Source organism: Tepidicella baoligensis, from assembly GCF_013432195.1.
Classification (GTDB): domain Bacteria; phylum Pseudomonadota; class Gammaproteobacteria; order Burkholderiales; family Burkholderiaceae_C; genus Tepidicella; species Tepidicella baoligensis.
The window spans coordinates 10,990-24,244 of the sequence record NZ_JACCDB010000010.1 but is presented as its reverse complement, the minus strand read 5'-3'; the positions used below and the strand labels follow the sequence as shown (position 1 = coordinate 24,244).

Below are 13,255 nucleotides of genomic sequence, written 5' to 3'. Positions count from 1 at the left end.
ACAACCCATGCTCAGAGCGCGCGGCTGCGTGCCAGTGGCGGATTCTGCGAAAAGTAGGCAACGATGCCCCGCAGCAGCGCGTCGGCCATGTCGGCCTGAAACCGCGGGTCGCGCAGCCGACGTTCCTCGTCGGGATTGCTGATGAAAGCCGTCTCGACCAGGATGCTGGGGATGTCGGGGGCACGCAACACGGCGAAGCCAGCCTGCTCGACCTGGGGTTTGTGCAGGCGTCCGACGCGCCCGATCTCGGCAAGCATCGCTCGCCCGAGTTTCAAGCTGTCGTTGATCTGTGCCGTGGTGCTCATGTCCAGCAGCGTGCGTTGAAGCTCTGCATCACGGGCGCGCATGTTCACGCCCCCCACCAGGTCGGCGGCGTTTTCCTTGTCGGCGATCCAGCGGGCCGCCGCGCTGGTGGCACCCCGTTGGCTGAGGGCATAGACGCTGGCGCCCCGGGGCCGCGGGGTGTAGAAGGCATCGGCATGGATGCTCACGAAGAGGTCGGCCTCCACTCGTCGTGCCTTGTCCACTCGCACATGCAGCGGAACGAAATAGTCGCCATCGCGGGTGAGGAAGGCCCGCATCGTGTGGCCATTGACCTGGGTCCGGTTGATGCGATCGCGCAACAGGCGGGCAATGGCCAGCACCACGTCTTTTTCGCGCGTGCCGCCAGGGCCGATGGCGCCGGGGTCCTCGCCGCCGTGGCCGGGGTCCAGCGCGACCACGATCAGGCGATCCACCCGCCCACCCGTGGTAGGTGCCCCAGGGCGCTGCTTGGCGCTGAAGGCCGGGCGCGCGGGGTCCCGCGACGCAGGAGCGGATGGATCGGTGGCGTAGGTCTCGGGCCGTTGGGGCGGGGGGGGTGCAGTGGCCGCCGGCCGCGGCGTCTGAGTGGTGGGCTCGCCGGGCAGCTGTGCGATCAGGTCTCCGAGCGGGTCATCGGTCTGGGGAGCTGGTTGGGCCTGGTCGAGCTCACGCAGTCGCTGGGCAATGAGCTCTTCCAGCGGATCGCGGGCCTCGGTCGGGTAGAGGTCCATCACCAGCCGGTGCTGGTAGGCCGCCACCGGGGCGAGCTGGAACACCTGCGGGGTGATGGGGCGCTTGAGGTCGATCACGATACGCACCACGTTGGGCGCGTTCTGCCCCACTCGCACCCCGGCCACATTGGGATCGTCGGCCCGCACATGACCGATGAGGTCGCGCAGGGCCGGCACGATTTCGATGCCCTCGATGTCCACGGCCAGGCGCGGCGGATCGGCCACGAAGAAAGGGGTGGCGTTGAGTTCCGCATCCGATTCGATGGTGATGCGGGTGTAGTCCTTGGCCGGCCACATGCGCACCGCGACGATGGTTGCACCACGGGCCAGTTCATGAGGGCCCAACGTAAGCAAAAGCGTGCTGGCCGCGCCCAACCATTGGAAAGCGGTTCGGCGTTTCATGCGTCCAGGGTCTCCAGCAAGTGCTTGCCGGTGGGGGTCAGGGCGCGAATGCGGAACATGCGGGTGTCGTCATCCAGGGTGTCGATGGTGATGTCGAGGTCGGGCAAGGGCAGATATCCGGCGGCTTTCTCCGGCCACTCGACCAGCTTGAGCCCGGGGGCTGCGAAAAGTTCGCGCAAGCCCGCATCTTCCCATTCCCGGGGATTGCTGAAGCGGTAGAAGTCGAAGTGCGATACCGTCAGGCCCTGCGGCCAGGCTGGTCGGGCGGGGGTGGTGTGCGGTTCGACGATGGCGTAAGAGGGGCTTTTGATGCGACCCGTCACCCCCAAGGCGCGGAGCAGCAGGCGAACGAAGGTGGTTTTGCCTGCGCCCAGATCGCCGTGCAGGTGGATGGCGGCGTGGGCCAGGGCGTCGCTGCCGGCCAGCCGCTGGGCGAGCGTCTCGGTGGCCTGCTCCGAGCCGCAGGCGATCGTGTGTTCCGCGGGCGCGGCATGGTTGCTCATCCCTGTTTCTACAATCTGCGGTTGATGTTCGATGCTGCTCAATTCGTCACGCATGTCCGCCAGTGGGCGCGCGATCTGGGATTGTCCCAAATCGGCGTGGCCGGGGTGGACCTGCGCGATGCCGAGCCGGGCTTGCTGGCTTGGCTGGAGGCCGGCTTCCATGGCGAGATGGACTACATGGCCCGCCATGGCCTCAAGCGCGCGCGCCCCGCCGAACTCGTGCCCGGCACCATAAGCGTGGTGACCGCCCGTATGGATTATCTGCCAGCCCGGCGGACCGACGACTGGCGGGCCGAGGAATGGGCCCGGCTCGAGCGGCCGCTCGAAGCCGTGGTGTCCCTCTATGCCCGTGGGCGAGACTACCACAAGGTGCTGCGCCAGCGCTTGCAAAAGCTGGCCGAGCGCATGCAGCAGGCCTTGCCGGCACAAGATGCAGATGGGTTCGCATACCGGGTGTTCACCGACTCCGCTCCCGTGCTGGAGGTGGAGCTCGCGCAGCGCAGCGGCATCGGCTGGCGTGGCAAGCACACACTGGCGCTGGACCGCGATGGCGGCTCCATGTTCTTTCTGGGGGAAATCTTCGTCAATGTCGCCTTGCCGACCACGGTGGCGGTGAGTAGCCATTGCGGTGCATGCACGGCGTGCCTCATGGCCTGCCCCACCGGGGCGCTGGTGGGGCCGTACCGGCTGGATGCGCGACGCTGCATCTCCTACCTCACCATCGAGCACGCCGGTCCGATTCCCGTGCCTTTGCGCCCCCTGATGGGCAACCGGATCTACGGTTGCGACGACTGTCAGTTGGTCTGCCCGTGGAACAAATTCGCCCGTCGCACGCCGTTGCCGGATTTCGACGAGCGCTCGGGCCTGTCCGGCAGCCGTTTGGTGGAGTGCTTTCTGTGGTCTGAAACCGAGTTCCTGCAACGCACCGAAGGCACACCTATCCGCCGCATCGGCCATGAACGCTGGCTGCGCAATGTGGCGGTGGCGCTGGGCAATGCCCTGGCCACCGGGTTGGCTCCTGCCGATGCCGTACAGGTCACGCAGGCCCTGCAGTCCCGTGCCGAACATCCCAGTCCACTGGTGCGAGAACATGTGTCCTGGGCGCTGCAGCAAGCGCTAAGATCGAGCACATGAAGCCGTTGTCCAGTCTCCACGCTGCCCTGCTCGACCTCGGCCGGGGAGGGCTGCGCTGGCTGACCAACTGGTGGCGCATCGTGCACTTGGGGGCGGTGATCCTGGTGCTGGCGGTCTCGCCATCGAGCTACCGGCGTGAGCGCTGGCCGGTGCTGGCCCGTCACCTGTACCTGGCCACGGCACCGGTCCTGCTCTGGTTCACCGTGCTCTCGGCCCTGCTCGGGTTGGTGCTGATCCGCATCGTGGTGGTCACGGCGCTGAGCTACGGGCTGTCCCAGTATGCCGTGGACATGGTCGTGCGGGTGCTGGTGCTGGAATTGATCCCGCTGGCTGCCGCCCTGTTCGTGGCGTTGCGCATCACCATTCCGCAGGGGGCGGAACTCATAGCGCTGCGGCAGCAGGGGGCATTCGACGCCTGCAAGGCGCAGGGGCGCGACGTGCTGCACTGGCTGGTGTTGCCCCGGGCCCTGGCGGGCATGTTTTCGGTGTTCATGCTGGCGGCCCTCAGTTGCGTGGTGGCGCTGGTGCTGGCCTACCTGAACATCTACGGCTTCAACCCCTGGGCGATCGGGAGCTACACCCGCATGGTGGGCCATGTCTTCAACCCGGTCGTGACGCTCATCTTCACCTTCAAGACGCTGTTCTTCGCGCTCACCGTGGCCCTGATTCCGCTGGCCTCCAGCCTGTACGACCCACCCGACCCCGAACGGCGCGCCAGCAGCGAGCTTCGGTCTTTGGTCCGCATGTTTCTGGCCCTGCTCGTGATCGAGCTGATCTCCCTGATGGGCAACTATTATTGACGCCATGAACCCCGACGACGTCGTTGACCAGACCATACGCCAGGCTCGCGTGTCCAACGTCGAGTTCAAGGCCGCGCTGCTGCTGATACTGATGATCGTGCTGATCGTCGGTTCGGCTGCCTACCTGCTCTACGCACGGGGTGTGTTCGAGCCGACTCAGGAACTGGTGCTCATTGCCGATGATTCCGAGGGTGTGGTCGTGGGCATGGACATGACGTTTTCCGGCTTCCCGATCGGACGGGTCCGGCGCATCGAACTGGGTGAGGACGGCAACGCCCGCATCATCGTGGATGTCTCCCGCAAGGATGCCCACTGGCTGCGCGAAACCAGTGTGTTCACCATGGAACGCAGCCTGGTGGGGGCAACCCGCATTCGCGCCTTTACCGGCGTGTTCGAAGCGCCGCCCTTGGCTGACGGTGCCGAACGTCAGGTGCTCAAGGGCGATGCGATGGCCGAGATTCCCCGCTTGGTCAGCTCGGTGCGCGATCTGCTGGACAATCTCAACCGGATCACGGCCGAGCAATCACCGCTCAGTGTGAGTCTGCGCCATGTGCAGACGGCCACCGAAACCCTGAACAGTCCACGCGGTGCTCTGGGTCTGCTCATGGGCAATGACGCCGACCGGGCCCGCCTGCTGCAGGTCTTGGACGAGACAAACGCCTTGCTGGCGCGACTCGAAGCCGTGGCGGGCCGCACGGAAACCCTGATCGGCAACGCCGACCAGCGCGTGTTCGGCGATGCCGGCCTCATGACCGACATGCAGACCGCCGTTCAGACCGTCGAAAGCCTGCTGTCGGACGCCCGTCAAAGTCTGCAGAAGGTCGATGCGGTGCTGGTGGAAGTGCAGGGCATCGCGGTCAACACCCGCACCGCCACGGTGGATCTGGACGTGCTGCGCGCCGAGGTCGAGGCCAGTCTGCGCAAGGTCGAAAGCCTGGTCAACGACATCAACCGCCGCTGGCCTTTTGCACGCGACACGGAGCTCAAGCTGCCATGACCCGAAATTCCATTGCGCGTCTGGGCAGCGTTTGTGTGGTGGTGAGCTGGCTGCTGGGCTGTGCCAGTGGGCCACCGGCACCCGACTGGCAGGTCAACGCGCATGGGGCGATGCAGCGCGCCACGATGGCCGAATGGGAAGGCAACGACCGTGTGGCGGGTGTCGAGTGGCGCCGAGCTCTGGAAGAAACGCGGCGCACCGCCCGGCTGGATCTCCTGGCGCTCGTGGAGTTGAGCCGCTGTGCCGTGCGTCAAGCCAGCCTGGATATCGCTCCCTGTGAGGGTTATGAGCGCTTGCAGGCGGATGCCACACCCGAAACCCAGGCCTATGCCCGCTACTTGGCAGGCGTACCCGAGGCAGCGGACATACCCCTGCTGCCACCCGCCCACCGTGCGGTGGCTCAATGGCTGTTGGTGCCGCCCACCGAAAGATCATCCGCTACTGTGCTCATGGCCCTGGCCGACCCGGTGTCGCGCCTGGTGGCCGCTGGCGCGTTGTTGCGGGCCGGGCGGCTGGACCCGCCAGGCATCGCGGTAGCGGTGGATACGGCTTCGCAGCAGGGTTGGCGTAGGCCCTTGTTGGCCTGGCTGCAGGTGCAGGCCGATGTGGCCCAGCAGTCCGCAGACGCCGCCTTGGAGGCACTGGCGCGCCGTCGGCTGGATGCCCTCACCGCAGGGGCAGCAGCACGCCCAGCGCGAACGTCAGACTGAGCACCCCCAACAGTGTGGACAAGGTGACCAGCCCCGCGACATAGGGACCGTCATACCCCATGCGTGCGGCCAGCACATAGCAACTCGATGCCGTGGGCACGGCAGAAAACATCAGCAACACCACGGTCTGCGTGGGGTCCAGCTGCCAGGCGATGGCCACCAGCAGGGCGGCGACCGGCAGCAGCACATGCTTGATGCCCAGCACCAGCGTCGCCAGCGTCTTGGCTTGCGTCATGCGCCCGAGTTGCATGCCGGCGCCGGCCGCCATCAGGCCCAGTGCCAGCGCAGCCTGGCCGATCCGGTTCGTGGTCGGTGCCAACCAGTCCGGGATGCCCAAACCGGCGATGTTCGCGGCCAGCCCACTCACCGTGGCGATGATGAGCGGATTGCGCACCAATTCACGCAGCAGGCCGTGCTGGCCGTGGCGGGCCATGGGAAACACGGCCCCCACGTTGAACAGCGGAACACAGACCCCGATCAGCACCGCCACCAGCGGCATCCCCTGTGGTCCGGCCACCCGGTCCACCAGCGCCAGCACGATGAAAGAGTTGAAGCGGAATGCCACCTGCGCGCTGGCTGCATGGAGCCGGGTGTCCAGTCCCCGGCCCACCCACGGCCAGCGGGGCAGTGAATAGGCCAGCAGGATGCCGGCCAGGCCCAGCGTGAGCCCGGCGCCCATCATGTGTGTGGCCGACTGCCACTCCAGCGGCGTGCGCACGATGGAGTGGAACAGCAACACCGGGAACATGAAAAAGTACACCAGACTCTCGATCGGCTCCCACACCTTGCGGTTCAGCGGGGTGTAGCGGCACAACAGGTAGCCACACAGGATCAGGGAAAAGTCGGGAAACAGGAGTTGAGCAAAATTCACGCCCGCCAGCTTAGCAAAGTCGCTGGAACCATTCGATGGATTCCGTGACAAAATCAACCACCAGCTGCAACGCAAATCGATTTATTTGACCTTCTTATCGATTTCAATATCACATATATGAAAACCAAATTTCATCTTGCCAAAAGAGCGTCGTCCCGTTATGCCTCTGGTTCTTCCGCCCTGCCTCAGGGTGGGGGCCAGGCCGTGGCCCTCATCGATGAGCGTTATCTCGGCTGGTTGGCTCAGCAGCAGCCTTCCAAGCCGGCCCATCCCTTGCAGCGCAGCGCCCTGACTGTGGTGTTTTCCGGTTTGGCTCGGTTGTGTGGAGCCGAAGGTTCGCTCACTCGCGCCTGCCTGTTCACCGACCAGCCGCCTACCGAATTGGTGGACGGTGTGCTGCTGCGCATGGTGCCCCCCCATGCCCTGGACGGAGGGTTGGGCCTGGTGCGCTCCCTCGGTCTCGAGCTCACGCAACTGGCGAGCCGCGGTGCCTGCAGCATGGTGTTGATTGCCAGTGACGACGAGCGCCTCATTCCCTATATCGACGAAGCCCAATGGCGCGGACTCAAGGTGGTGCTCGTCACAGACGAGGCCTCCCAAGACTATGGCCGCCTGACGGGCGAAGACCCGAGCTGGGCCCGGCTGCTGATGCAGGCCGATCGCCGTGTCGCGCTGCATGAGGCGGCTTGGGCAGCGCTGACGACTCCCGGGGCGAACAGCCACATGGGGCGTGTCCATGAAGGGGACCGCGAGGCCGACAGCGGGTTCGACATGCCGCCCCCGGACGGGCCGCCAAGCGATGAATGGCGGGCTCAGGTGGAGCGTGTGATCCAGGAATGGTGGCGCGACGAAACCCCCCATGCCCGACTCGACTTGTACGAGGAGATGCAGAACAGCCAAGGCGTGCCGCCCGAGACCGACCGGCATCTGCTGCTGCGCGTGCGACGGGAATTGGCGCGCGCGCTCAGCTTTCCTGAAAAGAAGGCCATGCGCGAGATGATTCGTGAAACGGTGCTGGCCCAGCCCCCGGTGGTGGATGAAACCGTCGATTCATGAGCCTGGGCACGGCAGCGAATCCGAAGACGCCTTGGAGCTCGGGCAAGAGCTGACGGCATGGCTGTCCACGCCACCCGGCCGTTACATGCTGGCTTGGGAGCAGGCGCAATTCGATGCCGCCGTGGTGGACCGTTTTGGCTTCAATGCACTGCAACTCGGTCTGCCCGAAATCGATGCCCTGCGCGCGAACCGAATGCCGCACCGCTGGCTGGCCGTGCCCGAGGTCGCCGGCCTGCCCTGGGACGTGCGCATGGATGGTCACGCCTTCCCCCGTCCGGTATCGCTGGTGACGCACGCAGCGGCCCTGCCGTTTCCCGAAAAAAGCCTGGATCTGGTGGTGTTGCCGCACACGCTGGAGCTCAGCGCCGACCCCCACGCCGTGCTGCGTGAAGTCGAGCGCGTGCTGGTTCCCGAAGGGCGGGTGGTGATCTGTGGTCTCAATCCTGCGAGCCTGTGGGGGATGCGCCAGTACCGTGCCCATGTCTTTGCGCGGCTCGGCCTGGGTAACAACTGGCTGGGGCGCCGTTTTTTGCCCGAAGCCGGGGATTTCATCGGGCACTGGCGGCTGAAGGACTGGCTGCGCTTGTTGAGCTTTGATGTCGAGTCTTGTCGGCTGGGTTGCTACCGGCCGGCGGTACAGACCGACCAATGGCTGAACCGCTACCGCTGGATGGATGCGGTTGGCGCCCGTTCCTGGCCTTTCTTGGGGGCGGTGTATTTCATGGTCGCCGTCAAGCGGGTGCGCGGCATGCATCTGCTCGGGCCAGCCTGGAAGCCCAGGCGCTCGATGGCCGCGCCCGTGGGCGTGGCCCAGCGGCCCTCCTTGCAGCGACCTTCGCACCGCATGAACCAGCGCCAAGATCCATGAACCACGTCATCATCTACACCGACGGCGCCTGCAAGGGCAACCCTGGCCCAGGCGGATGGGGTGCGCTGCTGCGTTCTGGCACGGCAGAAAAGGAGCTGTGGGGCGGCGAAGCCGAAACCACCAACAACCGCATGGAGCTCACCGCGGTGATCGAAGCCCTGCAGGCGCTCAAGCGTCCCTGTCGTGTTTCGCTCTACCTCGACAGCGAATACGTTCGCAAGGGGATCACCGAGTGGTTGCCAGGCTGGAAAGCGAGGGGCTGGCGCACGGCCAGCCGCCAGCCGGTGAAAAATGTCGATCTGTGGCAACGACTCGACGACCTGGTGCAAGGCGGCGGGCACCAGATCGAGTGGCACTGGGTCAAGGGGCACGCCGGGGATCCGGGCAACGAGCGGGCCGATGCCTTGGCCAACCGTGGGGCTGCTCGCGCTGCTGTGTCATAGCCAAAGGCATGTAAACGCGAGGTAAACCACCAGGCAAAAGCCACACACCGATGGCCAGCTGCCACACGCAAGCATCGAAATAATGATAAAGTGAAATGATTAGGTTTTCCACTTGAACCACATGTCCAGAAAAGCCATTTATGGGGTCGTTGTCGGGGCCGGATTTGCGCTCGCTTTCGCTGCCGCGTGGTGGTTGCAGCAACCGAAGTCACCCGGCACAGAAACCCCGGCGGCTGTGTCTGGCGCTGGCGGCCCGGGTGCGTCAGCCCGGGGGCCGGGTGGGCCGGGTGCCTTGCCGAGCGTGGAAGTAGCGCCCGTCACCGTCACCCGGTTGGTGGAGGATGCGCAATCGGTCGGTTCTTTGCGTTCGCGCCAAAGCGTGTTGTTGCGCCCAGAAGTCAGCGGTCGCATCGTACACATCGGCTTCGAGGACGGTGCCCGCGTGCGCAAAGGCCAACTGCTGTTTCAGCTCGACGATACCTTGCAACGCGCTGAGCTCAGCCAGGCCCAGGCGCAGCTTTCGATCGCGCAGGTCAACCTCAAGCGCAATGAAGAGCTGGTCGCCCAGAATTTCGTGGCCCGGCGGGTGCTCGACGAAAGCCGGGCCAGCCTGCAGGTGGCCGAAGCCCAGGTGCAACTGGCTGAGGCCCGGGTGGCACGCATGCGCATTGTGGCCCCCTTCGATGGCGTGGTGGGCATATGCAGCGTCAGCCTGGGAGATTTCGTGCGCGAAGGGGCCGAACTGGTGAACCTGGAAGACTTGTCGCAGTTGTATGTGGATTTCCGCCTGCCCGAGCGTTATCAGGCACGCGTGGGTCCCGGCCAAACGGTACAAGTCCAGATCGACGCCTTGCCGGGCCAGAATTTCACGGCGCGGGTGCAGGCCGTGGATCCTCTGGTGGATGCCAATGGTCGTGCCTTGCAGGTGCGGGCCGTGATGTCTTCGGCAGACCATCACTCCTTGCGTCCAGGGCTGTTTGCGCGCGTGACCGTGGTGTTGTCGGTCCAGGAAGCTGCCCTGATGGTTCCGGAAGAGGCCATCGTGCCCCAGGGTGGGCGCCAGGTGGTGTATGTGCTGGGCCAAGAGGGCGAGGGGGATGGCGCACGTCCCGTTGCGCGACGCGCCGAAGTCACGTTGGGGCTGAGACGAAGCGGCATGGTTGAAGTGCTCAGCGGTGTCCAGGCGGGCGATTCGGTCGTTGTGGCTGGGCAGCAGCGTCTGCAGCGCGACGGCATGCCGGTGCGGGTGATCGACATGAGTCGGCCTTCCGGCCCGCCTGCTGGTGCCGCGGCGCAGTCGGCACCGCATTCTCTGGGTTGATGGCCGCGGAGTCGCAACATGCAACTGCCTGAAATCTCGGTTCGTCGTCCGGTGTTCGCCACCGTGTTGTCGCTGTTGGTCTTGCTGGTGGGCTGGGTGTCATTCAACAGTTTGACGGTGCGCGAGTATCCCAAGATCGACGAGCCCAACGTCACGGTCACCACCCGCTTTGCCGGGGCTTCCAGCGAGGTGGTCGAAACCCAGGTGACCAAGCCGCTGGAGGACTCGCTCGCGGGCATCGAGGGTGTGGACGTCATCACCTCGATCAGCCGGCAGGAGGAGAGTCAGATCACCGTGCGTTTTCGCCTGGAGCGCGATCCCGATGCCGCAGCCGCCGAGGTGCGCGACAAGGTGGCCCGCGTGCGTGGGCGGCTTCCCCAGTCGATCGACGAACCCATCGTGGCCAAGGTGGAAGCCGATGCCTTTCCCGTGATCTGGATCGCACTCAGTTCCGACACCCTCAACGCCCTGCAACTTTCCGACCTGGCCAACCGCATCGTCAAGCCCGTGCTGCAGACGGCCACCGGGGCCGCCGATGTGCGGGTGTTCGGGGAACGCCGCTATTCCATGCGTCTGTGGCTGGACCCGGACCGGCTGGCTGCCTACCGCCTCACCGTGCAGGATGTGGAGGATGCGCTGCGCCGCTCCAACCTCGAGGTGCCTGCCGGCCGTATCGAGAGCCAGCAGCGTGAATTCAACGTGACCGCTGCTACCGATCTGCAAACGGTCGAGGAATTCCGCGCCATCACCATCCGCAACGTCAACGGCTTGCCTGTGCGCATCGGTGACGTGGCCCGCGTCGTGCAAGGGCCGCAGGACGAGCGCACGTCGGTGCGGCTCAATGGCCGGGAGACAGTGTCCCTCGGTGTGATCCGCCAGGCCACGGCGAATCCACTGGACTTGTCGATTTCGGTGCGTGGACTGCTCGACAAGGTGCGCGAAGAACTGCCCCCCGGAATCAACGTTGACATCGCCAACGACAACTCGGTGTTCATCGACCGTTCGATCAAGGCGGTGTACGCAACCATTGCCGAAGCGGTGGTGCTGGTGACGCTGGTGATTTTCGTGTTCTTGCGCACGGTTCGAGCTTCCATCATCCCGTTGGTCACGATTCCGGTCAGCCTCATCGGTGCCTTTGCTCTGATGAAGCTGTTTGGCTTTTCCATCAACACGCTGACGCTGCTGGCCCTGGTGCTGGCCATCGGCCTGGTGGTGGACGATGCGATCGTGGTGCTGGAGAACATCTACCGCCACATTGAAGAGGGCATGGAGCCTTTTGCGGCGGCCATCAAGGGATCGAAGGAAATCGCCTTCGCGGTGGTGGCCATGACGCTGACGCTGGCCGCTGTGTACGCGCCGCTGGCCTTCACGCCTGGCCGAACCGGGCGGCTGTTTGCCGAGTTTGCGCTGGCGTTGGCTGGGGCCGTGCTCGTTTCCGGGTTTGTGGCGCTGACCTTGTCGCCCATGATGTGCTCCAAGCTGCTCAAGCACAATCCCAAACCCAACCGCTTTGACCGCAGCATGGAAGCGGGGCTGCAGGCGCTCACACGGGGCTACAGCCGGGTGCTCACGTTGGCCTTGAAGGCGCGCTGGCTGGTGCTGCTCGTCATGCTGGGCAGTGCGGCTGGCAGCTGGTGGTTGCTGCAGAACACCAAACAGGAACTCGCCCCCATCGAAGATCGGGGGGTGATTTTCACCATCATCAACGGCCCTGATGGGGCGACGTTGGACTACACCCGGCGCTATGCACAGGCGATCGAGCGCATTGGTCAGGACTACGAGGAGTTCGACCGCATCTTTGCCATTGTGGGCAACCCATCGGTGGCACAGGGCACCGTCTTCTTCCGTGCCAAACCGTGGGAAGAGCGCGAGCGTACCACCCAGCAGATGGCCCGTGAAATGGCACCGCGCATTGCCAGTTTGCCGGGCGTCAGCGCTTTCCCGATCACGCCCCCCTCGCTCGGGCAGGGATCTCGCGAACGCCCGATCAACTACGTGATCGTCACCAACGACAGCTATGAAAACCTGGCCCAGGTGGTGCGCCAGTTCCAGGACCGGCTGGCCCAGATCCCAGGCTTTTTGCAGGTGGATACGGACCTTCGTCTCAACAAGCCCGAGATCCGCATGGAGGTGGACCGCGAGCGCGCCGCCGACATGGGGGTGAGCATCGATGCGATCGCGCGCACAGTGGAAACCATGCTGGGCGGACGTGACGTCACCCGCTACAAGCTGGGTGGGGAACAGTACGATGTGATCGTGCAGACCGAATCCAGCCAGCGCAACACCCCGGACGACATCGAAAGGATGTTCGTGCGTGGCCGCAACGACCAGATGGTCCCGCTGGCTTCGCTGGTGACCACCCGGGAGGTGGTAGTCCCGCGCGAACTCAACCACTTCGCCCAGCGTCGCAGTGCCTCCATCACTGCCAACCTCGCGCCTGACCTCGCACTGGGACAGGCCCTGGAAATGATGGACGAGATCGCCCGCGAGATCCTGCCCCCCGGCTACACGACCGACCTCAACGGCCAGAGCCGCGAGTTCCGCAATGCCTCGGGCTCATTGGCGCTGGTGTTCGTGCTCGCGCTGGCGTTCATCTACTTGGTGTTGGCCGCGCAGTTCGAGAGTTTCATCGATCCCTTCATCATCATGCTCAGCGTGCCGCTGTCGATGCTGGGGGCTCTGCTGGCCTTGCGCTACACCGGGGGCACGCTCAACGTGTTCAGTCAGATCGGTCTGATCACGCTGGTCGGTCTGATCACCAAGCACGGCATCCTGATCGTCGAGTTTGCCAACCAGCTGCGCCAGCAAGGGCTGGACATGCTCGACGCGGTGAAACAGGCAGCGGAGCTGCGTCTGCGCCCGATCCTGATGACGACCGGTGCGATGGTGCTGGGCGCGGTGCCGCTGGCCCTGGCTTCCGGTGCTGGGGCCGAGAGCCGCCAGCAGATTGGCTGGGTGATCGTGGGCGGCATGACGGTGGGCACGTTCCTGACCATTTTCGTGGTGCCAACCATATACACCTTGTTGGCTCGCCAGCGAGTACCGGGTGCGAACCGGACGGTCGTCGATGAGGCGGTGGCGCCAGCGCATGGAATGGTGCCGGCGAAGTGAGGTCT

12 protein-coding genes are annotated in these 13,255 nt (G+C 65.0%); 9 read left to right on the top strand and 3 right to left on the bottom strand.

What is annotated here, in order from left to right; genetic code table 11:
• Window positions 1-11 precede the first annotated feature (11 nt).
• Entirely contained in the window at window positions 12-1,436 is a 1,425-nt protein-coding gene (locus HZS63_RS10600) for an N-acetylmuramoyl-L-alanine amidase (RefSeq protein WP_180684007.1), read from the bottom strand.
• Window positions 1,433-1,981 carry a tRNA (adenosine(37)-N6)-threonylcarbamoyltransferase complex ATPase subunit type 1 TsaE gene (gene tsaE, locus HZS63_RS10595; protein ID WP_425505953.1) on the bottom strand — a complete coding sequence of 183 codons (549 nt, stop codon included), beginning with the start codon at window positions 1,979-1,981 and terminating at the stop codon, window positions 1,433-1,435. Before tsaE ends, HZS63_RS10600 begins: the two co-directional genes overlap by 4 nt.
• Here tsaE and queG point away from each other — a divergent pair.
• The 4 genes from queG to HZS63_RS10575 are packed head-to-tail and all read left to right on the top strand — an operon-like array spanning window position 1,964 to window position 5,580.
• The gene (queG, locus tag HZS63_RS10590) at window positions 1,964-3,073 is read left to right on the top strand and encodes a tRNA epoxyqueuosine(34) reductase QueG (protein ID WP_180684005.1); all 1,110 of its coding nucleotides are present in this window, start codon (window positions 1,964-1,966) and stop codon (window positions 3,071-3,073) included. The genes tsaE and queG overlap by 18 nt on opposite strands.
• Complete coding sequence (locus HZS63_RS10585; protein ID WP_180684004.1) at window positions 3,070-3,873, top strand: MlaE family ABC transporter permease; 804 nt, start codon at window positions 3,070-3,072, stop codon at window positions 3,871-3,873. Before queG ends, HZS63_RS10585 begins: the two co-directional genes overlap by 4 nt.
• A gap of 4 nt (window positions 3,874-3,877) precedes the next feature.
• Entirely contained in the window at window positions 3,878-4,870 is a 993-nt protein-coding gene (locus HZS63_RS10580) for an MlaD family protein (protein WP_180684003.1), read from the top strand.
• Window positions 4,867-5,580 (top strand): hypothetical protein, encoded by a 714-nt coding sequence (locus tag HZS63_RS10575; RefSeq protein WP_180684002.1) that lies wholly within the window; start codon window positions 4,867-4,869, stop codon window positions 5,578-5,580. The genes HZS63_RS10580 and HZS63_RS10575 overlap by 4 nt, the downstream gene beginning before the upstream one ends.
• Here HZS63_RS10575 and HZS63_RS10570 read toward each other — a convergent pair.
• A complete protein-coding gene (locus tag HZS63_RS10570; RefSeq protein WP_180684001.1) occupies window positions 5,537-6,451 on the bottom strand; it encodes an AEC family transporter in 915 nt (304 codons plus the stop codon). The genes HZS63_RS10575 and HZS63_RS10570 overlap by 44 nt on opposite strands.
• A 117-nt stretch (window positions 6,452-6,568) precedes the next feature.
• Here HZS63_RS10570 and HZS63_RS10565 point away from each other — a divergent pair, with 117 nt between their 5' ends.
• The 5 genes from HZS63_RS10565 to HZS63_RS10545 all read left to right on the top strand — a co-directional run bounded on the left by HZS63_RS10565 (window position 6,569) and on the right by HZS63_RS10545 (window position 13,250).
• Window positions 6,569-7,507 (top strand): hypothetical protein, encoded by a 939-nt coding sequence (locus HZS63_RS10565; protein WP_180684000.1) that lies wholly within the window; start codon window positions 6,569-6,571, stop codon window positions 7,505-7,507.
• A 49-nt stretch (window positions 7,508-7,556) separates the two neighbouring features.
• The gene (locus tag HZS63_RS10560; RefSeq protein WP_246316305.1) at window positions 7,557-8,375 is read left to right on the top strand and encodes a class I SAM-dependent methyltransferase; all 819 of its coding nucleotides are present in this window, start codon (window positions 7,557-7,559) and stop codon (window positions 8,373-8,375) included.
• The gene (gene rnhA / locus HZS63_RS10555) at window positions 8,372-8,818 is read left to right on the top strand and encodes a ribonuclease HI (RefSeq protein WP_180683998.1); all 447 of its coding nucleotides are present in this window, start codon (window positions 8,372-8,374) and stop codon (window positions 8,816-8,818) included. The genes HZS63_RS10560 and rnhA overlap by 4 nt, the downstream gene beginning before the upstream one ends.
• 301 nt (window positions 8,819-9,119) lie before the next feature.
• Complete coding sequence (locus HZS63_RS10550; protein ID WP_343039980.1) at window positions 9,120-10,139, top strand: efflux RND transporter periplasmic adaptor subunit; 1,020 nt, start codon at window positions 9,120-9,122, stop codon at window positions 10,137-10,139.
• Between the two features lie 18 nt (window positions 10,140-10,157).
• The gene (locus HZS63_RS10545) at window positions 10,158-13,250 is read left to right on the top strand and encodes an efflux RND transporter permease subunit (RefSeq protein WP_180683996.1); all 3,093 of its coding nucleotides are present in this window, start codon (window positions 10,158-10,160) and stop codon (window positions 13,248-13,250) included.
• Window positions 13,251-13,255: the final 5 nt, after the last annotated feature.

Bases quoted from the DNA above. Each gene is read 5' to 3' on its own strand.
- rnhA (WP_180683998.1), top strand. From the start codon at position 8,372: ATGAACCACGTCATCATCTACACCGACGGCGCCTGCAAGGGCAACCCT.
- HZS63_RS10600 (WP_180684007.1), bottom strand. From the start codon at position 1,436: ATGAAACGCCGAACCGCTTTCCAATGGTTGGGCGCGGCCAGCACGCTT.
- HZS63_RS10580 (WP_180684003.1), top strand. From the start codon at position 3,878: ATGAACCCCGACGACGTCGTTGACCAGACCATACGCCAGGCTCGCGTG.
- HZS63_RS10565 (WP_180684000.1), top strand. From the start codon at position 6,569: ATGAAAACCAAATTTCATCTTGCCAAAAGAGCGTCGTCCCGTTATGCC.
- queG (WP_180684005.1), top strand. From the start codon at position 1,964: ATGTTCGATGCTGCTCAATTCGTCACGCATGTCCGCCAGTGGGCGCGC.
- HZS63_RS10545 (WP_180683996.1), top strand. From the start codon at position 10,158: ATGCAACTGCCTGAAATCTCGGTTCGTCGTCCGGTGTTCGCCACCGTG.
- HZS63_RS10575 (WP_180684002.1), top strand. From the start codon at position 4,867: ATGACCCGAAATTCCATTGCGCGTCTGGGCAGCGTTTGTGTGGTGGTG.
- HZS63_RS10585 (WP_180684004.1), top strand. From the start codon at position 3,070: ATGAAGCCGTTGTCCAGTCTCCACGCTGCCCTGCTCGACCTCGGCCGG.